This is a genomic window from Metabacillus sp. KJ11-3, assembly GCF_055808295.1.
Map to the genome: position 1 here is coordinate 1447625 of NZ_CM147865.1, position 20729 is coordinate 1468353.

Sequence of the window (20729 nt, forward strand, 5' to 3'; positions counted from 1 at the left end):
TCTATGAAGAAAAGAATGATTAGCAGTATCTTAATATCCCTTCTCATATGGATTGCAGGCGGAATAGGCTTTTTTTATGTTAAAGAGTATACAGCAAAAAAAGTTTACTCTGAATCAACCATCTTAAATCAAAACAAAGATGTAAATGCGGTTCAACCACCACTAGAGATTAAAGAAATCATTCGGGAAGCTCAAAAGAAGGTTGTAATGGTTGAGTTAGAGGATGGAACAGTGGGTTCAGGCTTTCTCTATAATCATAAGGGGGATATCATAACAAACGCACATGTAATAAGTGGTGCGAAGCAGGTGAAAATCCGTACAACAGATGCAATGGGTTATGAAGGTGAAGTAATTGGGATTAGTACTGAAACCGATGTTGCTGTCGTAAGGGTTAACGGCTTAGAAAATGTTGAACCATTAAAACTGGCACCCAATACTTCGCTGGAATTAGGTGATGAAATTTTAGCCTTGGGAAGTCCTTTGGGCTTTCAGAACACTGTTACAACTGGAATAATTAGCGGGACCGACAGAGAATTGGACGTAGAACCGTATAAATATGATGATGTTTACCAAATATCTGCTCCGATTGCTCCAGGAAACAGTGGCGGCCCATTAATTGATAGGAGAACAGGAAGTGTTGTTGGAATCAACTCCGCAAGAATTGAACAAGGAAGCATCGGATTTAGCCTTCCAATAGGAACGGTCCTTCCATTAGTAAATAGCTGGTCAGAAACTCCAATGAAAAACTTACCTGTTGTAGAAGCGGTTGACGAAGTTGAAGAAATCGATGAAAATAAAATTATCGAAACAGCTGATTACCTTGTCAGTTATTTCATTGATAGTATAAATTATCAGGATTTTGTAACAGCTTATTCATTACTGGGAAGTAACTGGCAAACAAATATTGATTATCAATCATTTAGAAATGAATATTTGAATATTATTTCAATAAGGGTTGATGAGCTTAAAACAACAAAGATTGAAGACAAGGTACTTGTAGAAACAGTTTTAACGGTTACCGAACAAACAGACCATGGACATAAAAGCACTTCTAAAAAGATGAACTATATGGTAGCTTATGAAAATGACCAAGCCAAAATTATTTCTGAAGATCAGCATGAATAGTCAGAGTATAAATATATAAAGGTAAGAGTATTAAGATGGGGGTTCAATGAATGAAAAATAAATTTATGATCTTTGCGCTTGCTGCAATTCTTGTTTCATTCATTTTTGGCGGGATAGCATGGCAGAAGCTTGCTGCGGATAATATGGATGAAGTATATTTGAATCTTGCGTACAGTACAATGTGTCTAAGTGTTGCTTTTTATTTATGGCATATAAAAGATGAAAAATCTAAATCATAAAAATGAAAACTGAGAGGGTATCAACCTCTCAGTTTTTCTATTTAATTAAGATCCTTCTTCTTCCGTTTCAGCTTCTTCTGGACTTTCTTCCTCAGTTCCTTCTTCTGTTTCTTCTACATTTGTTTCTTCCTGTTCAGTATCATCTGTGTTGTTACATGCAGCCATTAAAAATACAGCAAGTAATGATGCTCCAACTTTTAACAATAAGCTCTTATTCATTTTAATTCCTCCCATGTAACGAATAGTGTTTACTTAGAACCCGGCTGGTTCAATCTAATAATAATAGAAAATGAATGAGTGTATACTGATTTTACAAAAACTAAACAGGATCTTTAATAATTAATATTAGGTTAAAAATCTATTAATATTTTTTACAATAACTTTTTATGAAACTAGGTAAATTAGTCCTTCTATGTTTCAACTCTCAGTCTGTAGTCTTACCTGTAAGTAAGTATAAATAGTTTACATACATTTCATTATGTTCGGAAAAAATGAGGGTATCGATAAAAGGAAGGATGGTAAGATGAAAAATAAATTAAGTTATGAGTCAGATGGGAAAATGGGGAAGCATAAAGGTAAAAAGCAAAATATAAAGAATAACAGCAAAGAGAAAATGTTTTTTAATACAACACAAAATAGTGAATGATAAAAAAGAGGTAGAGGGAAGTAATGATTTTCTCTTAACCTCTTGTCACTGTTATTGATTATTTTGTGCTCTTTTTATAAAAGAAATTTCGTCCTCAATTAAGCCACATGTCCCGCATTGAATGCGGTATTCGGGTCCCTTATAGGAAATGTGAAAAGGGTCTAATGCAGATTGATCTAGTTGTTCCACAACATCTCCAGTTTGTGGGTTTAATTTTACAGATTTAACTTGTTGTTCAATAATATTGAATCTTGTTCTATTGGTTTTGCAATTTGGACATAAATACGGTGATGACATAGAATCATGACCTCCATATGTGTTTTTCTTATTATTCACAATTGGTGGGATTTTATGTTTGAAAAAGTGGATTTGTTGACAAATGTATAATGAAGTTGTGTTCATTTATTCATGAGAAAATATAAAAGGATGACAAATAAAGTCATCCTTATTTCAAAGAGGTTATTAAGCATTTAATAATTTATTAAATAAGATAATAAAATTCTTAATATCTTCCTCACTAAACTCATTAAATTTATTCAATAAAAAATCTGTTTTTTTCTTTTCAAACAATAGAAGGGTGTTTTTTCCTTCTTCCGTAAGGTGTATGTCTACAATTCGGCGATCTTGAACAGAACGAATACGGTCGATCCATTTTTTTTCAATTAGAGAGTCTGTTATAGCTGTAATGTGAGAAGCAGATACACTCAACATTTTAGATAAATCGGAAGACTTTTTGGGACCATGTTCAAATAAAGTCTTTAATATAAAAAACTCATTTCTTGACATTTCGTTATCGTAGACAAGATTCATTTCTTGGCGTAATTTTCTATATACATGTCGCATTAAAGCTTCCATTTCATACATCTTTTCTTGACGATTATTCAACTTTTTTCCTCCGTACTTACATAATATCCTTTTAATTAGACTAAGGAAGTTCTATGGATGTGTCAAGAGATATCATATTAAATAAGGTAAGCAGTTTACTTTTCCAGGATACAATACATGCTATATAATAGAAATCATTAGTCAATATGAAAGTAGGGTGATTAAATTAATGAGTAATAATCATAATTTAGAATTAGCTACGTTTGCGGGTGGATGTTTTTGGTGTATGGTTCAACCTTTTGATGAATTACCAGGTATTGAGAGTGTTATATCAGGCTATACAGGTGGAGACAAAGAAAATCCTACTTATGAAGAGGTATGTTCAAATACGACTGGACATTTAGAAGCTGTTCAAATTACGTTTAATCCGGATATTTTCCCTTATGAGAGGTTATTAGAGCTGTTTTGGCAACAAATTGATCCTACAGATAAAGGTGGTCAATTTTATGATCGCGGTGAATCATATCAAACAGCTATATTTTATCATTCTAAAGAGCAAAAAGAACGTGCTGAACAGTCTAAAAAAAGCTTGAAAATAGCAACAGGTTTTCAAAACCTATAGTAACTGAAATTCGTGAAGCAATGCCTTTTTATCCTGCTGAAGAATATCATCAGGATTTTTATAAAAAGAGTACAGGACGTTATAAACAATATCGTTCCGGTTCTGGGCGTGATCGGTTTATTGAACAACATTGGAAAGATAAAAATCATCTAAAAGCCACACTAACACCAATTCAGTATGAAGTCACACAAAAAAGTGGAACAGAGCCTCCATTTCACAATGAATATTGGAATCATGAAGAAGAAGGGATTTATGTTGATATCGTTTCAGGTAAAGCATTATTTAGCTCAACGGATAAATATGATGCGGGATGCGGATGGCCAAGTTTTACAAAACCGATTCAGGACTTTGAAGTGGTCGAAAAAGTAGATACTTCCCATGGTATGGTTAGAACAGAAGTTAGAAGTAAAACAGCTGATTCACATCTTGGACATGTCTTTGATGATGGACCGGGTCCAAGCAGGCTAAGGTATTGTATTAATTCGGCAGCATTAAAATTTATCCCAAAGAAAGATTTAGAAAAAGAAGGGTATGGAAAATATCTCTCATTATTTGAATAGTAAGTTAAAAAGGCTGAAGTTCAGCCTTTTTAAATGTAGACATACAAATTACTGATTATATAAAATAGAATATATTAGAGAAAAAGGAGTGGGGAAAGTGGCAGTTTTAGGTTTTGAACATGTAGGTATCCAAATAGCTGATATTGATAAATCAATTTCTTTTTACCAAGAGGTAGTAGGTTTAGAACTTCTTGATCAATTTTCACATACAGATGGGAAAATGAAATTGGCATTTTTAGGTGTGAAAGACCAAATTATAGTTGAATTAATTGAAGGATATAATCCGGATTTACCTGATGAAGGAAAAGTACATCATATTGCATTCAAAGTGGATAATATTGAAGCTGAGAGAAAAAGATTACAGTCTGCCAATGTGGAATGGATCTATGAAGATATTACCGTTTTACCGAATGGTGCAAAGTATATATTCTTTCGGGGCCCTGATAAAGAATGGATTGAATTCTTTGAAAATTAATGTGTATTAACCGTGCTAAGACCAGAAGCACGGTTTTTTCATTGTTATATATATAGAATGAAGTGGTTTTTTTACCTAGAAAATAGGCAAACACACAAACAATACAACCTACCGATAGCATAATGTAGAGTGAAATCAAAATAAATTATGGGAGTGAATTATTATGCATTGCTATAATGAGTGTGGATATCCATATGGTGGCGGTTACGGTTACGGGAACAGCTTCGTTTTAATCGTAGTCCTTTTCATCTTGCTAATCATCGTAGGTGCAGCTTATATTAACTAATTCGTCAGACACTTTTGGAGCTCAATATGGGCTCCTTTTTGTAAACTAAACAAAATATAAAGTTGACATATATTCACCTAATCATTACCATTATTAGTAGATTAATAAAAGGGGGAATATATGTGAATTGGGAGTTAGTGGCTGATGATGTAATAAACGGAAAAGTATTAACTACGAATGAAGCTCTATCAATTTTAGAATGTCCTGATGAAGATTTATTAAAATTATTGGACGGAGCATTCAAAATAAGAAGACATTATTATGGGAAAAAAGTAAAGTTAAATATGATTATGAATACAAAATCAGGACTATGCCCTGAAAACTGTGGGTATTGTTCACAATCCAGTGTGTCAAAAGCAACTATTCAGAAATATAGAATGCTAGATAAAGAGACGATCTTAAAAGGAGCAGAGCAAGCGCATCATCTTCAAGTAGGCACCTATTGCATCGTAGCGAGTGGAAGAGGACCTACGGATAGAGAGGTGAGCCATGTCACTTCTGCTGTAGAAGAAATTAAAGAAAAATATGGATTAAAAGTTTGTGCTTGTCTTGGGATACTTAAGCCAGAACAAGCAGTTAAATTAAAGGAAGCTGGAGTTGATCGTTATAATCACAATCTCAATACCTCAAGAGAACATCACAACGAGATTACAACTTCCCATACATATGATGACCGATTGAATACGATTGCTATTGTGAAAGAAAGTGGAATCTCACCATGTTCCGGGGTGATTGTTGGGATGAGAGAATCTCTTCTAGATGTTGTTAATATGGCTTTCAGCTTAAAAGAACTTGATGCTGACTCTATACCGGTAAATTTCTTACATGCTATAGACGGGACTCCGCTTGAAGGAACGAATGAGCTTAATCCAAGGTATTGCTTAAAAGTACTTGCACTATTTCGTTACACAAACCCAACAAAAGAAATCAGAATCTCAGGGGGACGTGAGGTGAACCTTAGATCACTTCAACCACTTGGATTATTTGCAGCAAACTCGATATTTGTGGGAGACTATTTGACAACAGTTGGACAAGAAAGCACGGCTGATCATAAAATGTTAGAAGACTTAGGGTTTGAAATAGATTTTCAATTTCATGAATCAAAAGTATAATTTTAAAAAGTGAATTTTGATAGAATGAATGTTAGAATATCTCTAGCTGTTCCATTTTATTTGGAATGCTTGAGGTATTTTTTTATATAAAAAACCTACGTTTTTCTAAAAGGTAATGGTTTTATTCCGTTCTTGAACAAGCTATAATTATACAATATTGTCAGCAGGAGGAATGACGTTTGAAATCTTTTTATCATTACTTAATGAAATATCGTCATCCTAAGCCACAGGATGAAATTTCTAAGTTTGCTAATGATGCTTATAATGATCATAGCTTTCCTAAAAACACAGATAATTATGATGAAATAAGCTCCTATTTGGAAATGAATGGCTCCTATTTAGTTAGTATGACCGTATTTGATGATGCATGGGAAAGGTATCAACAAGAAATTTTAAAAATTATTTAAAAGAAAGGCACAGGATGATTTCTATAGAATTATCCTGTGCCTTTTAAATGATAAAAAATTATATTGATAATAGTATATAACAAAATTTTTTTATAGAGGTACATACCGTTATATAGATCTGCAATGATTTTCAGGAACCCATGACGAAATGAAAAATACAGCATATACTATCTTATCCTTACAATCACGACAAAAGGAGAGATGGGGAAATGAAAAATAATCATCATAATAAACCAAAATTTAAAATAGGAGATATTGTCGTGATTATTATGTATGGAACGGTTGGCACGATAACAAAGCTTCATTTAGTAGACCAGCAATTTGTCTATGAAGTGAATCATGGGGATGTGTTGTTTTATGAAAATGCACTTCAATTATTTTCAGAATATGATGGGACTATTGTCGAAACAGAAAAGATAAGTATAGAAGTTCTCTACCAAATTGGTGATATCGTTTTGGTTAAAGGATATGGAACTTCATTGTTTAGAATTGTGGGAGTGAGAACAGAAGTTTGGAGATACGCAGAAGATGGATGGGAAGAAATTACTTATGAGTTAACTAGAATGTCAGATGGAGAATGGTTAGAGGCGACAGAAGATGAAATGAGCCTAATGATAAGTAATCAAGAGGCTGAAGAATTTATTCAGCAAGTTCATTTGCATAACACAATATCTGATGAAAGCCGTTACTATGCTTCTTTGATTCATCAATATATTGGCCTGGAACCATCAAGTGATAATAGAAACTCAGATGATAAAAAGCAATTGATTGATGAAATGCTTGATATCTACAATGATTATAAAACACTTTATAATCTTTTTCATGATCAGGAATATTTAGACATGATGAATTTGGTGTTAAAAAGCTTATCAAGGTACAAGGATATTGATTCAATACATTAATTCTTACAGTAAAAACATAATGAAAATGAAATAAGGAATACAGAAAAAAATAACCCCATAAAATAAGCCTTTTAGAATAAAGCTTAATAATTGATCAAAGCCATCACCATCAATAAAATCCAACATGTTATGTTTCTCAACTTTTTCTAACTTACCATTGATTTTTGTGCTAGTAACCTCATTTATCATCCTAATATACCCCATTTCTTTATATGCTTGTCCATCTAAAACTATTTATATGAAAAGAATAGATGTTTATTCCATTTTTCTTTTTATATCATCCAAAAAAATAATTCACTTAAGTTGCATATGTCTCTGTGCATGGACATAAAAAATAGAAGGGGGGCGATATTGTGAAGGAAATAGAAGTAATTATTGACACAGAGGAGATTGCTGAGTTCTTTTACAATGAGCTCACAAAAAGAGGGTATGTTCCAGGTGAAGACGAACTTGGAGAGCTTGCAGATATCACATTTGATTACCTTCTGAACAAATGTATAATCGATGAAGATTTAGAGTTTGAAGACAATGAATAATGCAAAATAGTAAAAAGAGGATGTCTCATAAGGTTCTGATTGATAAAACATTTTCTCTATATAGCATGTAAATGATTTTTGTTAGCTATATATAAGAAAAGAGAACCTTTTATCGAGATCCTCTTTTTTGTTGTTTTTAATTCACAAAAAGGTTTCGGTCTAGTTAATCATGTTCTTCACTTTGTCTAATGACTTCATTAGGGTTAAATCCCGTTTAACATCTTTCGTAATATCCTGAAAATCAGCTTTTACTTCATCTCTCCAGGACTTAACCTGTGAGTAATTTGTATACCAATCGTGGTAAGTCGGAAAACGATGTATGACGTTACCCCAGGCAAGAATAAGAGAAGGACTAAATAGTTTAGATTTATTATGGTTTGACGTATATTCATGTGGCCAGTAATCAGAACGAGAACCTGTATGAACATGTTTATTGGCAAAATCAAAAATAGAGGAGTATGCTTGTTTTGAAAACAGAATATGATAAAGTTTTTTCCCAATATTAATTCTGGTTTGCACAGATTGGAAGTTGTGTACTTCGATTCCTGATAAGGAATATTTTCGTAAAAAAGTGTATTTTTTATAAGGGAAAACAACATGGGTAAAACCCATGACTTCTTGTATCATATACATAAAAGTTTGAAAGATCGCTTGTTTTGTATGGTTTAAAGTCATGAGATGTTTTTCAACATATTGTTGTTCATTTGTAATTAATGCAAATGTCAGAAATGTTGAAGATAACTTGTTCTGGAAAAAAAAACTCCATATCGGCGTCATAAATGTCGAGACAGAAAACAAAGGTAATAAATGGAAATACGAAATATTATCTTCTATGCTTTTTTTATATAGGAGCAGTTGGGGATACGCATCATGAAAAATTAATGAATTAGCGCGTTCAAGGAACTGAAAAAGGCTGACTTGCTGGGTAGGAGAGAGAATGGAAGAAAGGGTGGAATTTTTTAAGTCAGTCATATTGTATCCGCCATTTCGTGAGACCATATGAGCCAAAAAAGCCCAATGGGTCTCTGGATACTCTAAATAAAAAGAAAGATAAGCATTTGTTCGGGTTATATTATTTTTATTAGCTAACTCTGTTTTGTATTTAATAGTAGATATAATCTCTTTTTCCATTTGTGTTACGATTAACGGAGTTTTGTCTTTGAGTATATCTTTTAAATCTTGTTCAATTGTAGGAATTGGTTCATGGTTTTGTTTTTTCATATTTGTCATCCCTTTAATGAGATATAACCTAATTCTCTACATTTGTATGGGAGTTTAATAAAAAATGTGAAACTTTTGTTTATCCGTGTCGTATATAAAGGAGAACAACTGATCAATTGGACACAAAGCGAGGGAATCAACATGTTAAAAAAGATCCTAAATTCATTCATACCAATTAAACGTTCTCATTCTTATCGAATGAATAGTTCAAGCTATAAACACCGTCATCCATCAAAATATGGTTATCATTATTATAAGAAAAGACACGGAGCAAGCAGTTTTTTTAGTTCCTATAGCAGCTAATGAACGTTCTGCTGAATAAATGGATCGAGCTTGTAGAAAAACCCCTTACTCCCTTATCAATTGTAGAAAATAAATATGTGATAACCGAAATTCTGGGTAAAGGAAGTTATGGTTTTACGTATCTAGTTGAAGATGAACAGAAAAATCAAAAAGTACTAAAACAGTTAAGAAAATACAAGAGGCTCGATCGTGCAGGAAGTAGGGCATTTGACCGAGAAGCTATCATATTAAGTAATTTTCAACATCCTGCTTTTCCTCAACTTTTTGAAAAGTTTGAGGATGTAAGTCAAAAGAAATTTATTGTTATGGAGTATAAGAAGGGTAAAACATATGAGCAATTAATTTTTGATGATGGTGTAAAGTATACCGAAAAAGAAGCGTTAGTAGAACTTTATCATGTTCTTGGACTTGTGAAGATTATCCATGAAAAAGGATATGTACATCGGGATCTTCGAATCCCCAATATATTAAAACATGGAAACACTCATTATATTATTGATTTTGGATTAGCTAGGAAAATAACTGACCAGATTGCAAACGAAGAGAAGTTAAATCGACTAGACAAAAAATTGTTTCGGGAGATTAGTTATAAAAGTGACTTTTATGCTTTAGGTCATTTTCTATTATTCTTACTATATTCTTCATTTGAACCTGCAACATCTAAAAAGAAAACATGGGAAGAGGAATTGACCGTTACAAGTCATTGTAAAGTGATCTTACGAAAAATGCTGCAATTGGATACTGCGTACGAAGAAGTGGATCAGGTCTTAAAAGATGTGGAAAATTGTTTATATTAGGGAGGAATACGATGTCTTTTTTTAATAAAATATTAGCTAGTGTTGGGATTGGATCTGCTAAGGTCGATGCGAAACTATCAGATTCAATGATCAAAGTCGGGGAGAAAGTCAAAGGGATTATTGAAGTAAAAGGAGGAAACATTGAACAATCAATTGATGAAATTTATCTAACAATTAACACAAATTATGAAAAAGAAGAAGATGATAAAGTCGTTCACAAACAAGCAGTCATTGCGAATGTAAAGCTGAATGAGCCGTTTGTTATTATGCCGGGTGAAACAAAAACAATTCCTTTCTCATTTGAGCTGCCTCTGGATACTCCAATAACCGTTGGATCCTCAAAGGTTTGGTTGCAAACAGGAGTTGATATTAAAGGTTCTATAGATCCGACAGATCGGGATATCATCAAAATTGAACCACATCATTTGATGGAAAAAACAATTAATGCACTAAATGAACTTGGATTTTCACTTAGAAATGTTAAAAATGAAGCTGCTTCATATAAGGTACGGAAAAGGTTACCTTTTGTACAGGAATTTGAATTCATTCCAACAGCAGGTCAATTCAGAAAAAGTTTAGACGAAGTAGAAATCATGTTTTCTATGCTTGATGAATCAAATATAGAGATTATTATTGAAGTTGACAGAAAAGCTAGAGGTATTAGCGGTCTCTTTTCTGAAGCCCTAGATTTGGATGAGTCATTAGTGAGGTTTACTCTTCATGAAAATGAAATAGGCAATATAAAAGGAATTTTACTGGATATTTTAAATAAACATAGTTAATAAAACATCAGCAAAGCAATTAAAGTGCACAAACTCTTCGTGTCCTTTAATTGCTTTTTATTATTCCTTAAAAATAGGTAAATAGGATTGATTTTTGTAACAAAAGACTAGCTACTTTCGTTGTATTTATATTAAGATATTTTTATTTAAGTATGTTTTTATTAAAGATTGAGAAGGGGTTAAGGGATGAAGGAGAGCCGTACATTGCTGTCAAGAAAAAAGTCGAAAGAGAGGAAAAAGCGAAGAAGATTAAAAAAAGTATATAGAAGAATGCTTACAATCATTTGTTTTGGCATCATTTCTCTTACAGTATACAATTACATAAATGCTTATAAACAGGGTGAACCAGTCACAATAAATGAAACTGAAGAAGCAAAAATAATCGATCAGGAAAAAGAACCAATAAAAGAACAAATAAATCAACCGACAACAACCATAACAATAAGTGCAGCTGGTGACTTCACATTAGGAAGAGATGAATCGTATGATTATCAGGGTTCATTTGTTGATGTAGCTACTCAAAAAGGTATGTCCTATTTTTTAGAAGGGTTGGATTCCTTATTTTTAAGTGATGATTTTACAACAGTGAATCTTGAAACAACATTAACAAATTCATCTGAAAAGGCAAACAAGACTTTTCGCTTTAAAGGTGATCCAGAATATGCTGAAATTTTAAAAATGGGTGGAATTGAAGCCGTAAATTTAGCGAACAACCATATATTCGATTACTTACAGCAGGGCTTTGATGATACGAAGACTGCACTAGAAAATAAAAAGATTGGGTACTTTGGGTATGAAGACTCATACTTAACAGAAGTGAAAGGCGTGAAAATAGGCGCTTTAGGCTTTGAAGGGTGGCAGGACACTCAAGAGATACGTACTAAAATTAAGGAAAGTATTCATAAATTGAGAGGGCAAGGGGCACAAATTATTTTGATTCATTTTCACTGGGGAGATGAAAAGCAGTATGTACCAAATGATACCCAAATCTCATTAGCTAAATTCAGTATTGATTCAGGTGCAGACCTAATACTTGGCCATCACCCGCATGTTGTTCAGGGAATCGAAGAATATAAAGGAAAGTTTATCGTATACAGTTTGGGGAATTTTATGTTTGGTGGAAATAAAAATCCGACTGATAAGGATACATTTGTTTTTCAGCAAAAATTTTATATCGAAAATGGGAAGTTAAATGAAAAAAAAGAGATTAATGTGATTCCATTTTCAATATCATCTGTCTCTACACACAACGATTATCAACCGACATTGCTATCTGGAATAGAACATGAAAGAGTAAAGGAAAAAATTATTCTTTATTCAAATCAAATATCAGATTCAGAGTGGCTTGTCTACGAGAAAGATTTGATGACATCTGAATAAAAAAGCATTGAATTGTCGTACTTAACAAAAAAGGTAATTTAGGTATAATAGAATAAGTGAGTAAAATTGACAAGTGTTTGCTAATCCAAACGTTTGAGTCTTACAGAATTGATAGATTTAATCTTTGAAAGTGAGTGTTCATTATGGGTCGTAAATGGAATAATATTAAAGAAAAGAAAGCTTCAAAAGATGCTAATACGAGTCGTATTTATGCAAAATTCGGTCGTGAAATTTATGTAGTAGCAAGACAAGGAGAGCCAGATCCAGAAGCAAATCAAGCATTAAAAGTAGTTCTTGAGCGAGCAAAAACATATAATGTCCCAAAGGCAATCATTGATCGTGCAATTGAAAAAGCAAAGGGTGGGGCAGAAGAAAACTATGATGAGCTACGCTATGAAGGCTTTGGACCAAATGGTTCGATGGTCATTGTAGATGCTCTAACGAATAATGTGAACCGTACAGCTTCTGATGTTCGGGCAGCATTCGGTAAGAATGGCGGGAATATGGGTGTGAGCGGTTCTGTAGCTTATATGTTTGATGCAACAGCTGTTATTGGGATTGAGGGTAAATCCTCTGATGAAGTGCTTGAAATATTAATGGAAGAGGATATCGATGTTCGAGATATTCTTGAAGAAGATGAGTCTGTTATCGTTTATGCTGAACCAGATCAATTTCATTCTGTACAAGAAGCTTTTAAAACAGTGGGAATAACAGAATTTACAGTAGCTGAGTTAACGATGCTTGCACAAACCGATATTACATTACCTGAAGAAGCGAAAGTCCAATTTGAAAAAATGATTGATGCACTTGAAGATTTAGAAGATGTTAGACAGGTTTATCACAATGTAGATTTAAGTGAATAATTTTTTAGCAGACCTTTAAATAATAAGGTCTGCTTTTTTATATATTGAAAAAAGCTTCAGCGTTGGAATGCAAATCCTTTTTTTAGTTAAACTAATAACTGCTTTAAAAATTCTATATGGAGGGTCTTACATGTCAAAAAAAGAATTCACCTTCTTCAGAAGTAGATCAAAAAAAACTTGTGGATGATAAGGCAAAAACGGCTAGAGAAAATAACTTTGAAGATCAGCACATTCGACGAGTAACGCCAAATGGAGCAGATGGTCAATAAGATCAGAATCTAGAAGAAAAAGACTGGAATGAGGTGTAAGTAGATGGCGAAGAAGCATCACAATAGTCCTGAACAAAAGGCGGTAATGGCCAACAAAAAAGATACTGAAATGGGAAGTGAATATGCCTACAAGTCAAAACCGGCTCCTGGGCATAAAGAACAAGCAAAGCACAAAAAAGTATAAATAAATACAATATAAAAATAGGGTCAGGTCTTCTTAATTGAAAGTATATAGTCCTTTAAAAATAAGGTCTATATCTTTTTGTTAGTAGATTTGGCCTTTTTCTTTTGAAGTTAACGAAATAATAGGCAAGGTATGATATAGCTTTCCTTTACTTTCATTTTATGGCATGATCGTAAATAATGCCTATGGATTGGATAGGAGGAATGAATTGAATGATGATAATGGTAGTGGTTGCTTTACTTTTATTTTGTTTCTGTGCAATGGTTTATTCTGTAGAGTTTTTCTCTATGATCGATGTGAACGTAACCTTGTTTTTTGAGCAGGTGAGGTTACCGCTTGCAACAGATCTTTTTTTATTCGTATCGGATATAGGATCGATTAAGTATGCATTGCCTATTTGTATTGGTGTTGCCATCTTTTTATTATACAAACGGAAATGGATAGATGCTGTTTTATTATTTATTCTATTCTTTACGGTTAGACAAATGAACTACTTGCTTAAGGAATTATTTTTACGTGAACGTCCTACATATGATGCCGTTTACCAGGCAACACATTATAGTTTCCCTAGTGGACATTCTATGAATTCTGCAGCAATATATGGCTTTTTATGTTATTTAATTCTTTCTCATTTTATAAAACGGGAAAATCAAAAATTGCTAGCTATAACGATGACTATTTGTCTCGTCATGTTAATAGGTGTTAGTAGAATTTATCTAGGAGTACATTATTTAACAGATGTACTAGCTGGATGGAGTGCAGGGTTTGTTTGGTTTATGTTATTTAGAACGATTAGAATTAGAACTACTATGCTTGTTACAAAGTCTTAAAGGCTTTGTCGTCCATTAAATTATGTTATTCTAATGATTTCGACAAAAAAAGCGGTTTTTATCTAAAGGAATCTTTCGAGTAAGTGGCTAATTATAATAATAATAATACTTAAGCGAAGGAGAGAGAAACCGTGTATACCTTACTATTAAAAAAAGAATCACTTCATATGATGTGACCATTTTTCAAACACCGAAGTTTGGGGAGAAAAAAGGGTATCAAGATGTTTATCGTTTTGTGATGGAAGGGAATAATCACAAAGATGCATTACAAAAGGTTTTTCAAACTTTCAATGTTACAGACCGAATGCCGAATGATTACCAAGCGAGATATTTAAGCACAGGCGATATTGTTCTTATTGATGAAGGAAAAAAGGGGCAATTTTATTATAAGCTAAATCCGCAAGGGTGGAATAAAATTAATCGTATTCATGTTAGATGAGAAAATGGCGAAAAGGCAATCGATATCACGAGAAATTTTACATTATTGTGATCATCGATTACCTTTTCTTTCTTTTACTTAACAGTCCTAATTAAACGTTGTTCCCAGGGCCATTCTTTCTTTTACCTGATGTATGTTCCTTTGCATGAGCTGTTTCTTCAGCTTCTAAGACAGCAGGTGAAATATGGTTGTTTTTCTTTGGTGTATTTCGATTTCTATGTTTCTTCCCCATCATTACATCTCCTTATATTTCATTTGTTTTATTGGTTGCATGTGTTTTTTGTTTTCTTGGTTTTTTAGATTCATGCGGTTGTGTTCCATTTCTAGAACCAGGGTTAGTTTCATTTGCATATTGAATCGCTTGTTCTAATTTTTTCTTCATTTCGTTTCCTCCTAAAGAGATTACGGTTATATCTTTTCCCAATGTTATAAAGCTATAGCTGACAATAAATGTATAGCATTTTTTTAGACATATAGAAAATGGTAATATTGAAAAAATTTAATTGTCTTATCAAGATATGATATAGTAAATGAGAAATGGGTTTATCATTCTCTCTAGGAGGTTAAATAATGAGCGTACATATTGGTGCAAAAGAAAATGAAATAGCTGAAACAGTATTATTACCAGGGGATCCATTACGTGCAAAGTATATTGCCGAAACATTCTTGGAAGATGTGACCTGTTATAATGAAGTTCGAGGAATGCTCGGTTTTACAGGAACATATAAAGGTGAAAGAATCTCTGTTCAAGGTACTGGAATGGGTGTGCCATCTATTTCTATATACATAAATGAACTTATGAATAGTTATGGAGTACAACAATTAATACGTGTTGGTACTTGTGGAGCTATTCAAAAAGATGTAAAAGTTCGGGATGTCATTTTAGCAATGAGTGCATCGACCGATTCTCAAATGAATAGACTTACATTTGGCGGCGTAGACTATGCTCCAACTGCAAACTTCGATTTATTGAAGAAAGCTTATGATGCCGGGCTCGAGAAAGGTCTAAATTTAAAAGTGGGAAATGTCTTTACAGCAGATATGTTCTACAATGACAATGCTGAACATGAAAAATGGGCACAATATGGTATTTTAGCAATAGAAATGGAATCAGCTGCACTTTATACACTGGCTTCCAAATACAATCGTAAAGCACTATCTGTATTAACTGTAAGTGACCACATTTTAACTGGAGAAGAAACAACTTCAGAAGAACGCCAAACTACGTTTAATGATATGATTATAGTAGCACTAGAAGCGGCTATTAAAAAAGCATAATTATCAAAAAAAATTTCTAAAAGTATGCCATTTGCATGCTTTTTTCTTTTGGACATTGTTGATCACCCAGTTTTTTGTCGAAAAGAAAACATTGAATTTACGTTTTAATGTCTAGGTAGAAAGGTAAAGATGTAGGTAGTTACTTAATTATCATTTCTTTAGCTTGTATTTAGTGTTAAAATAGCTTTGTTATTGAACAAGAATAGGGTGGTACTATGTTTTACAATAAATGGAGCGTTATTTTACTTTTACCGGTCGCTCTTTCGGGTTGTACAGATTTTTCTAAATCTATGCCTTTTCTTAGTGGTCAGCAAGGGCAAAACTATACCCAAACTGAACAAATTGAGAATAATGAAGAAGTAAATGAACCAAAAGTAGAAATCGATGAAGATTTTTTATTAGAATCAGAATTTTTTAATCAGGTAAAACAAGTGAATGGTGACAACGTTATTGAAAATCCGACAAATTTACTCGTTATGGTAAATAAAGATTTTGCTCTTTCTTCTGAATTTGAACCTAATGATTTGGTTGTCCCTGATGTTGAGTTTTCTTTCGGTGATGCGGATGTTCCACAAAAATATATTAGAAAAGTAGCAGCTGATGCGTTAGAAGAGCTTTTTGAATTAGCCGAAAAAGATGGAATTGAATTATTAGCTGTATCCGGTTATAGATCATATTCACGTCAAGAAGGAATTTTTAATGTGGAAAAGCAAGATAAGGGTGAAGAATATGCATTGCAAGCTGTTGCTCTACCGGGACAAAGTGAGCATCAAACCGGATTAGCAATGGATATTTCAAGTCGAAGTGTAAATTTGGAGATTACAGAAGAATTTGGTGACACGAAAGAAGGAAAATGGGTTCAAGAGAATGCTCATCGTGCAGGTTTTATTATTCGTTATCCAAAAAATAAAGAATCTCTTACAGGCTATCAATATGAACCATGGCATTTGCGTTATGTAGGAAAAGAAAAAGCAGCTATTATGTATGAAAAGGATTTAACATTAGAAGAGTACTTTCTAAAAGTGAAAAAGATATAACGGTGATATAGTATGAATGATCATTTGGACAAACTACAAAAAAATCTAGACATCTTGTTCATAGGGTTTAATCCTAGTTTGGTTTCCGAGGAAGTAGGACATAACTATGCAAATAAACATAACCGTTTTTGGAAAATACTTTTCTTAGCCGATCTCACAGAACGAATTTATCTTCCTAACGAAGATGGCGAGTTACTCAAAAAGGGATTTGGGTTTACTAATATTGTATCAAGACCTACGCGTGCAGCAGCTGAAATTACACAAAAAGAATATCATGATGGAAGGGAAATGCTGAAGCAAAAAATAGCTTTTTACCAACCGAAAGTTGCTTTTTTTGTTGGCAAAGGTGTTTACCTTCAATATAGTCAATCTAAAAAAGCAGGATGGGGTAAACAGCATAAAAGTGTAATTGAAGGTGTAATAGATTTTGTTGCTCCTTCTTCTAGTGGATTAGTTAGGATGAAGATTGAGGATATTGTTGAGATTTATAAAGGTGTAAAACCTTTAATAGATTAATAATTGAAGGAAAAATAAGGGGAAGGTCTCATGTTCCCCTTATTTTCATCTTTATACTTACTTACCAAAAAAGCAATCCACCTAAAACAATTCCAGTGATAAAGCCTAAGCCAATACCATACGCTGGTCCATAGCCCCATCCATATCCATAAGGGCCATAACCGAATCCTCCTCTTTGCATCCGTGGTTCAATAAATACTTTATTTGAAGTAACACGACAAATTCTGCCTACATGGGTGCGACCAGAACGATCAGTGATTCTTACTACTTTTCCATTATAGCGACAGCAAAGGTCATAGTAATGCTGTGACATGATTTTCCCTCCTTAGCCTTTCGTCTCCATATTGTATGTTCGCGGCCAAGGGGGGATTGTACTAATAACTATAAAAGGTTGATTTAGACGGATCGTCTTGCATAAAAAACTCGAAAAGATAATCTGTCTCTATATCGTAACGATAATTCCTCATGCATTGTCAACATGTTAAATGCTAATGAAGGAGTCACATCTGTAATGTGAAATTCTGTAGTAGGTTCTTCTGACCTGATGGAGGAAAAATCATCCTCTGATTGGATTTTAAAAATAGTTAGACCAAATTTATTGAATGCGCTCTTCCAATCTTCAATTGATAAAATATCAGGTATTCCGTAAAATGCAGTGATCTCGCTATATTCCGACTCTAATAATGGCTCCGTCCGTATCATCTCGATAGCAATAATGACACCGTTTGGTTTTAGAATTCTTTTTAGTTCTGGTAATGTTAGATCAAGATTTGTAAAATTTAGAACCGACTCAGATAAGATGATATCGGATAATTGATCTGGTAGAGAAGTTGAAGTTAAATCTTCTTGTACATATAAAATTTCACACTGACATTCTTTATTCCGTTTTTTTGCTTGTTGAATCATAAGGTGATCAAAATCTAGACCAATTACATTGTAGCCTAATTGATGCAGGTAATAACAACTTTGTCCTGTTCCACATCCAACATCAAGTACAGTATGATTGATTGGGAATTTTTCTTGTTCAAAGATTTCCTTTGTTAAGGATATGCCCCCAGGATGTGCTCCACCAACGCCGAGTGAAGATAGCATTTGTAAGTAATTCAAATTATTCCCCCATTCTGATCCTTTATTTTATGAAGGATCAGAATGGAGCGTGATTAGACACAATGGAATAAGCAATGTTTTTCAAAAAGCATTTTGAGCTTAGGAGTAATCATTTTATGAATTTCTGCCTTATAAACGTATTGAAGTGAACCCTTAACATGTAATGTGTGAACATAGCGTTCAACTTGATCATTTATAAATGTAGAAACTTGATTTTGATAAAAGAAAACTTTTTGTTTTATTTTGTAATCAATTTCTTTGATTAATGATAATGAAAAGTGAATCATATCAAATTCAGTTCTTCCAATGTAATCTGCTATTTGCATATGAAAACCTCCCTGCATTTACATTCGTGTAATAAACTTTACATTAAATTAATAAAAAAGTATCGTGGTTTTTGTCGAAGATCATTTTCTTTTATAAAATTTCAGTTTGAGGTATCCCTTACTATATGATTTGAGGAAGTAGAATGTTGACAAAAAGTGAATCATTTTTTCTGCTACACAAATTAATTGACGTTTTCATTTGGCTTAGACATAATAGGAACATACATAAAGGTGGTGCAAAATAGTCGTGAAAAATAGCAAATTACTAATTTCAGTAATTGTAACAGCAACAATTACAGCAGGAATAACATACAATGTTGTTAAGCCTAATGGAAGTATGTTAAGTGCACAAGAAGACGATCCATTTGGGAAATTAAGAAAAACATATGAAATTCTACAGGCAAATTATTATGAAAAAGTTGATACAGATCAGCTGGTTGAAGGTGCTATTAAAGGTATGGTGGAATCTTTGGAAGATCCATACTCCGTTTATATGGATGTTGAGGAAGCTAAAAGCTTTAGTGAAAATATTTCTTCATCTTTTGAAGGTATTGGTGCTGAAGTACAAGAAAGCAACGGAAATATTATGGTTGTCTCTCCTATTAAAGGATCTCCTGCTGAAGAAGCAGGGATAAAACCAAAAGATATCATTCTTAAAGTAGATGATAAATCTGTTGAAGGTTTGTCTGTTAATGAAGCAGTTATGAATATTCGAGGAGAAAAAGGAACAAAGGTTAATCTACTTATCCAACGTGCAGGAGTTGGAGAACTTACTTTTACAATAAAAAGAGATACCATACCTTTAGAAACAGTTTATTCAGAAGTGCTTGATGGAAACATTGGTAAAATACAAATTACAAAGTTTTCTGAGACGACTGGAAAAGAACTTGCCAGCGCCTTGGAGGAGCTGCAAAATAAAAAAGTTAAGGGTTTAATACTGGACTTAAGACAAAATCCCGGTGGATTAATGGACCAAGCTCTCCTTATGTCTGATTTATTTGTTCCGAAAGGAAAAAATATTATGCAAGTGGAAGATCGAACTGGTGCCAAGGAAATTTACAAAGCTGAAAATGACAAGGATGTTGACCTGCCTATTACAGTTTTAATTGATGGCGGAACAGCAAGTGCAGGTGAAATTATGGCTGCAGCATTAAATGAGTCGGCAGGAATACCACTTGTTGGGGAAAAAACCTTTGGGAAAGGTACTGTTCAAACCGCAAATGGATTTGATGATAATTCATCTGTCAAATATACAACTGCTAAATGGTTAACACCTGATGGTACATGGATACATGATAAGGGAATTGAGCCTACAGTGAAGGCAGAGCTGCCTGACTATGCAAATTTACCTTATATTAACCCTGAAAACGAATTAAAATCCGGTGATTCTAATGCCGAAGTAAATGCTGCTCAACAAATGCTTAAGGCACTTGGTTATACAGAAGTTAGTGTTAAGGGATATTTTGATGAAGCGACAGAAAAGGTTGTAAAACAATTCCAAGAAGATAACAAACTTACTGTAAATGGTATCATTACAAAAGATACAACGATTAAGTTGATGGAATTAATTCAGAAAAAAATCCAAGAAAATGATACACAATTGGAAAAAGCGATATCGGTATTAAAAGAAAACATGTAAAAAAACAGCTTATGCTTTTCGCA

General features: G+C 33.2%; 30 protein-coding genes and 1 pseudogene. 21 read left to right on the forward strand and 10 right to left on the reverse strand.

Annotated elements, in window-relative coordinates:
* Positions 1-3: 3 nt before the first annotated feature.
* Both AC0L8O_RS07610 and ypmT read left to right on the forward strand, forming a co-directional pair.
* Positions 4-1125: a S1C family serine protease gene (locus tag AC0L8O_RS07610; protein ID WP_026562626.1), complete on the forward strand. Its 1122-nt coding sequence runs from the start codon at positions 4-6 to the stop codon at positions 1123-1125.
* Between the two features lie 50 nt (positions 1126-1175).
* Positions 1176-1364 carry a protein YpmT gene (ypmT, locus tag AC0L8O_RS07615; protein ID WP_026562627.1) on the forward strand — a complete coding sequence of 63 codons (189 nt, stop codon included), beginning with the start codon at positions 1176-1178 and terminating at the stop codon, positions 1362-1364.
* A gap of 45 nt (positions 1365-1409) precedes the next feature.
* On the opposite strand, the gene AC0L8O_RS07620 is transcribed toward ypmT, so the two are convergent.
* Entirely contained in the window at positions 1410-1583 is a 174-nt protein-coding gene (locus AC0L8O_RS07620; RefSeq protein WP_156932058.1) for a hypothetical protein, read from the reverse strand.
* A gap of 304 nt (positions 1584-1887) precedes the next feature.
* Between AC0L8O_RS07620 and AC0L8O_RS07625 the strand changes: the two genes are divergently transcribed.
* On the forward strand, positions 1888-2010 hold the full coding sequence (locus AC0L8O_RS07625; RefSeq protein WP_286158782.1) for a hypothetical protein: 123 nt from the start codon (positions 1888-1890) through the stop codon (positions 2008-2010).
* A gap of 51 nt (positions 2011-2061) precedes the next feature.
* On the opposite strand, the gene AC0L8O_RS07630 is transcribed toward AC0L8O_RS07625, so the two are convergent.
* Positions 2062-2307 carry a hypothetical protein gene (locus AC0L8O_RS07630; protein WP_026560710.1) on the reverse strand — a complete coding sequence of 82 codons (246 nt, stop codon included), beginning with the start codon at positions 2305-2307 and terminating at the stop codon, positions 2062-2064.
* Positions 2308-2472: 165 nt separating this feature from the next.
* Positions 2473-2895, reverse strand: coding sequence for a MarR family winged helix-turn-helix transcriptional regulator (locus AC0L8O_RS07635; protein ID WP_473447180.1), 423 nt, complete (start codon positions 2893-2895; stop codon positions 2473-2475).
* A 169-nt stretch (positions 2896-3064) separates the two neighbouring features.
* Here AC0L8O_RS07635 and msrB point away from each other — a divergent pair.
* From msrB to AC0L8O_RS07665, 6 genes and pseudogenes are all read left to right on the forward strand, one after another.
* Positions 3065-4017: pseudogene (gene msrB / locus AC0L8O_RS07640) on the forward strand (peptide-methionine (R)-S-oxide reductase MsrB).
* Positions 4018-4114: 97 nt separating this feature from the next.
* On the forward strand, positions 4115-4492 hold the full coding sequence (locus tag AC0L8O_RS07645) for a VOC family protein (protein ID WP_026560713.1): 378 nt from the start codon (positions 4115-4117) through the stop codon (positions 4490-4492).
* A gap of 163 nt (positions 4493-4655) precedes the next feature.
* Complete coding sequence (locus AC0L8O_RS07650) at positions 4656-4778, forward strand: YjcZ family sporulation protein (protein WP_078432887.1); 123 nt, start codon at positions 4656-4658, stop codon at positions 4776-4778.
* A gap of 122 nt (positions 4779-4900) precedes the next feature.
* Positions 4901-5890, forward strand: coding sequence for a biotin synthase BioB (gene bioB / locus AC0L8O_RS07655; protein WP_473447181.1), 990 nt, complete (start codon positions 4901-4903; stop codon positions 5888-5890).
* Positions 5891-6069: 179 nt separating this feature from the next.
* Positions 6070-6297, forward strand: coding sequence for a YozE family protein (locus AC0L8O_RS07660; RefSeq protein ID WP_026560715.1), 228 nt, complete (start codon positions 6070-6072; stop codon positions 6295-6297).
* Between the two features lie 209 nt (positions 6298-6506).
* Complete coding sequence (locus tag AC0L8O_RS07665) at positions 6507-7199, forward strand: hypothetical protein (protein ID WP_473447182.1); 693 nt, start codon at positions 6507-6509, stop codon at positions 7197-7199.
* Between the two features lie 3 nt (positions 7200-7202).
* Here AC0L8O_RS07665 and AC0L8O_RS07670 read toward each other — a convergent pair whose 3' ends face one another.
* Entirely contained in the window at positions 7203-7388 is a 186-nt protein-coding gene (locus AC0L8O_RS07670) for a hypothetical protein (RefSeq protein ID WP_034332497.1), read from the reverse strand.
* Between the two features lie 164 nt (positions 7389-7552).
* Here AC0L8O_RS07670 and AC0L8O_RS07675 point away from each other — a divergent pair, with 164 nt between their 5' ends.
* A complete protein-coding gene (locus AC0L8O_RS07675) occupies positions 7553-7735 on the forward strand; it encodes a YozD family protein (RefSeq protein ID WP_026560717.1) in 183 nt (60 codons plus the stop codon).
* 159 nt (positions 7736-7894) lie between these two features.
* Here AC0L8O_RS07675 and AC0L8O_RS07680 read toward each other — a convergent pair whose 3' ends face one another.
* A complete protein-coding gene (locus AC0L8O_RS07680) occupies positions 7895-8956 on the reverse strand; it encodes a DUF2515 family protein (protein WP_473447183.1) in 1062 nt (353 codons plus the stop codon).
* A 302-nt stretch (positions 8957-9258) separates the two neighbouring features.
* Between AC0L8O_RS07680 and AC0L8O_RS07685 the strand changes: the two genes are divergently transcribed.
* The 7 genes from AC0L8O_RS07685 (at position 9259) to AC0L8O_RS07715 (ending at position 14803) form a co-directional block, all read left to right on the forward strand.
* Complete coding sequence (locus AC0L8O_RS07685) at positions 9259-10056, forward strand: serine/threonine protein kinase (protein WP_473447184.1); 798 nt, start codon at positions 9259-9261, stop codon at positions 10054-10056.
* Between the two features lie 11 nt (positions 10057-10067).
* Positions 10068-10838 carry a sporulation protein gene (locus AC0L8O_RS07690; RefSeq protein WP_026560719.1) on the forward strand — a complete coding sequence of 257 codons (771 nt, stop codon included), beginning with the start codon at positions 10068-10070 and terminating at the stop codon, positions 10836-10838.
* A 186-nt stretch (positions 10839-11024) separates the two neighbouring features.
* Entirely contained in the window at positions 11025-12218 is a 1194-nt protein-coding gene (locus AC0L8O_RS07695) for a CapA family protein (protein WP_232230151.1), read from the forward strand.
* 143 nt (positions 12219-12361) lie between these two features.
* A complete protein-coding gene (locus AC0L8O_RS07700) occupies positions 12362-13081 on the forward strand; it encodes a YebC/PmpR family DNA-binding transcriptional regulator (RefSeq protein ID WP_251682491.1) in 720 nt (239 codons plus the stop codon).
* A 312-nt stretch (positions 13082-13393) separates the two neighbouring features.
* Positions 13394-13534, forward strand: a complete 141-nt coding sequence (locus tag AC0L8O_RS07705) for a hypothetical protein (RefSeq protein WP_169908212.1) — start codon at positions 13394-13396, stop codon at positions 13532-13534.
* Positions 13535-13746: 212 nt separating this feature from the next.
* Complete coding sequence (locus AC0L8O_RS07710) at positions 13747-14364, forward strand: phosphatase PAP2 family protein (RefSeq protein ID WP_473447185.1); 618 nt, start codon at positions 13747-13749, stop codon at positions 14362-14364.
* A 145-nt stretch (positions 14365-14509) separates the two neighbouring features.
* Entirely contained in the window at positions 14510-14803 is a 294-nt protein-coding gene (locus AC0L8O_RS07715; protein ID WP_473448755.1) for a YodL domain-containing protein, read from the forward strand.
* 91 nt (positions 14804-14894) lie between these two features.
* On the opposite strand, the gene AC0L8O_RS07720 is transcribed toward AC0L8O_RS07715, so the two are convergent.
* Entirely contained in the window at positions 14895-15035 is a 141-nt protein-coding gene (locus tag AC0L8O_RS07720) for a hypothetical protein (protein WP_251682488.1), read from the reverse strand.
* Positions 15036-15047: 12 nt separating this feature from the next.
* Positions 15048-15185, reverse strand: a complete 138-nt coding sequence (locus tag AC0L8O_RS07725; RefSeq protein WP_169908218.1) for a hypothetical protein — start codon at positions 15183-15185, stop codon at positions 15048-15050.
* Between the two features lie 188 nt (positions 15186-15373).
* On the opposite strand from AC0L8O_RS07725, the gene deoD reads away from it, so the two are divergent.
* The 3 genes from deoD to AC0L8O_RS07740 all read left to right on the forward strand — a co-directional run bounded on the left by deoD (position 15374) and on the right by AC0L8O_RS07740 (position 17634).
* Positions 15374-16081: a purine-nucleoside phosphorylase gene (gene deoD, locus AC0L8O_RS07730; RefSeq protein WP_251682487.1), complete on the forward strand. Its 708-nt coding sequence runs from the start codon at positions 15374-15376 to the stop codon at positions 16079-16081.
* Positions 16082-16296: 215 nt separating this feature from the next.
* Positions 16297-17118 carry a M15 family metallopeptidase gene (locus AC0L8O_RS07735; protein WP_368657223.1) on the forward strand — a complete coding sequence of 274 codons (822 nt, stop codon included), beginning with the start codon at positions 16297-16299 and terminating at the stop codon, positions 17116-17118.
* 12 nt (positions 17119-17130) lie between these two features.
* A complete protein-coding gene (locus AC0L8O_RS07740) occupies positions 17131-17634 on the forward strand; it encodes a mismatch-specific DNA-glycosylase (protein WP_473447186.1) in 504 nt (167 codons plus the stop codon).
* 61 nt (positions 17635-17695) lie between these two features.
* On the opposite strand, the gene AC0L8O_RS07745 is transcribed toward AC0L8O_RS07740, so the two are convergent.
* The 3 genes from AC0L8O_RS07745 to AC0L8O_RS07755 all read right to left on the reverse strand — a co-directional run bounded on the left by AC0L8O_RS07745 (position 17696) and on the right by AC0L8O_RS07755 (position 19067).
* Positions 17696-17947 carry a hypothetical protein gene (locus tag AC0L8O_RS07745; protein WP_078432901.1) on the reverse strand — a complete coding sequence of 84 codons (252 nt, stop codon included), beginning with the start codon at positions 17945-17947 and terminating at the stop codon, positions 17696-17698.
* Positions 17948-18030: 83 nt separating this feature from the next.
* Positions 18031-18741 (reverse strand): class I SAM-dependent methyltransferase, encoded by a 711-nt coding sequence (locus AC0L8O_RS07750; protein WP_368657221.1) that lies wholly within the window; start codon positions 18739-18741, stop codon positions 18031-18033.
* Between the two features lie 53 nt (positions 18742-18794).
* Positions 18795-19067, reverse strand: coding sequence for a hypothetical protein (locus AC0L8O_RS07755; protein WP_251682484.1), 273 nt, complete (start codon positions 19065-19067; stop codon positions 18795-18797).
* Positions 19068-19308: 241 nt separating this feature from the next.
* Here AC0L8O_RS07755 and AC0L8O_RS07760 point away from each other — a divergent pair, with 241 nt between their 5' ends.
* Positions 19309-20706, forward strand: coding sequence for a S41 family peptidase (locus AC0L8O_RS07760; protein WP_372496266.1), 1398 nt, complete (start codon positions 19309-19311; stop codon positions 20704-20706).
* Positions 20707-20729 lie beyond the last annotated feature (23 nt).

What these genes read in the sequence shown, in the direction of transcription:
- AC0L8O_RS07610 (WP_026562626.1), top strand. Translation starts at nt 4, where the DNA reads ATGAAGAAAAGAATGATTAGCAGTATCTTAATATCCCTTCTCATATGG.
- ypmT (WP_026562627.1), top strand. Translation starts at nt 1,176, where the DNA reads ATGAAAAATAAATTTATGATCTTTGCGCTTGCTGCAATTCTTGTTTCA.
- AC0L8O_RS07620 (WP_156932058.1), bottom strand. Translation starts at nt 1,583, where the DNA reads ATGAATAAGAGCTTATTGTTAAAAGTTGGAGCATCATTACTTGCTGTA.
- AC0L8O_RS07625 (WP_286158782.1), top strand. Translation starts at nt 1,888, where the DNA reads ATGAAAAATAAATTAAGTTATGAGTCAGATGGGAAAATGGGGAAGCAT.
- AC0L8O_RS07630 (WP_026560710.1), bottom strand. Translation starts at nt 2,307, where the DNA reads ATGTCATCACCGTATTTATGTCCAAATTGCAAAACCAATAGAACAAGA.
- AC0L8O_RS07650 (WP_078432887.1), top strand. Translation starts at nt 4,656, where the DNA reads ATGCATTGCTATAATGAGTGTGGATATCCATATGGTGGCGGTTACGGT.
- AC0L8O_RS07665 (WP_473447182.1), top strand. Translation starts at nt 6,507, where the DNA reads ATGAAAAATAATCATCATAATAAACCAAAATTTAAAATAGGAGATATT.
- AC0L8O_RS07670 (WP_034332497.1), bottom strand. Translation starts at nt 7,388, where the DNA reads ATGATAAATGAGGTTACTAGCACAAAAATCAATGGTAAGTTAGAAAAA.
- AC0L8O_RS07680 (WP_473447183.1), bottom strand. Translation starts at nt 8,956, where the DNA reads ATGAAAAAACAAAACCATGAACCAATTCCTACAATTGAACAAGATTTA.
- AC0L8O_RS07685 (WP_473447184.1), top strand. Translation starts at nt 9,259, where the DNA reads ATGAACGTTCTGCTGAATAAATGGATCGAGCTTGTAGAAAAACCCCTT.
- AC0L8O_RS07690 (WP_026560719.1), top strand. Translation starts at nt 10,068, where the DNA reads ATGTCTTTTTTTAATAAAATATTAGCTAGTGTTGGGATTGGATCTGCT.
- AC0L8O_RS07695 (WP_232230151.1), top strand. Translation starts at nt 11,025, where the DNA reads ATGAAGGAGAGCCGTACATTGCTGTCAAGAAAAAAGTCGAAAGAGAGG.
- AC0L8O_RS07700 (WP_251682491.1), top strand. Translation starts at nt 12,362, where the DNA reads ATGGGTCGTAAATGGAATAATATTAAAGAAAAGAAAGCTTCAAAAGAT.
- AC0L8O_RS07705 (WP_169908212.1), top strand. Translation starts at nt 13,394, where the DNA reads ATGGCGAAGAAGCATCACAATAGTCCTGAACAAAAGGCGGTAATGGCC.
- AC0L8O_RS07710 (WP_473447185.1), top strand. Translation starts at nt 13,747, where the DNA reads ATGATGATAATGGTAGTGGTTGCTTTACTTTTATTTTGTTTCTGTGCA.
- AC0L8O_RS07720 (WP_251682488.1), bottom strand. Translation starts at nt 15,035, where the DNA reads ATGGGGAAGAAACATAGAAATCGAAATACACCAAAGAAAAACAACCAT.
- AC0L8O_RS07725 (WP_169908218.1), bottom strand. Translation starts at nt 15,185, where the DNA reads ATGAAGAAAAAATTAGAACAAGCGATTCAATATGCAAATGAAACTAAC.
- deoD (WP_251682487.1), top strand. Translation starts at nt 15,374, where the DNA reads ATGAGCGTACATATTGGTGCAAAAGAAAATGAAATAGCTGAAACAGTA.
- AC0L8O_RS07735 (WP_368657223.1), top strand. Translation starts at nt 16,297, where the DNA reads ATGTTTTACAATAAATGGAGCGTTATTTTACTTTTACCGGTCGCTCTT.
- AC0L8O_RS07740 (WP_473447186.1), top strand. Translation starts at nt 17,131, where the DNA reads ATGAATGATCATTTGGACAAACTACAAAAAAATCTAGACATCTTGTTC.
- AC0L8O_RS07745 (WP_078432901.1), bottom strand. Translation starts at nt 17,947, where the DNA reads ATGTCACAGCATTACTATGACCTTTGCTGTCGCTATAATGGAAAAGTA.
- AC0L8O_RS07755 (WP_251682484.1), bottom strand. Translation starts at nt 19,067, where the DNA reads ATGCAAATAGCAGATTACATTGGAAGAACTGAATTTGATATGATTCAC.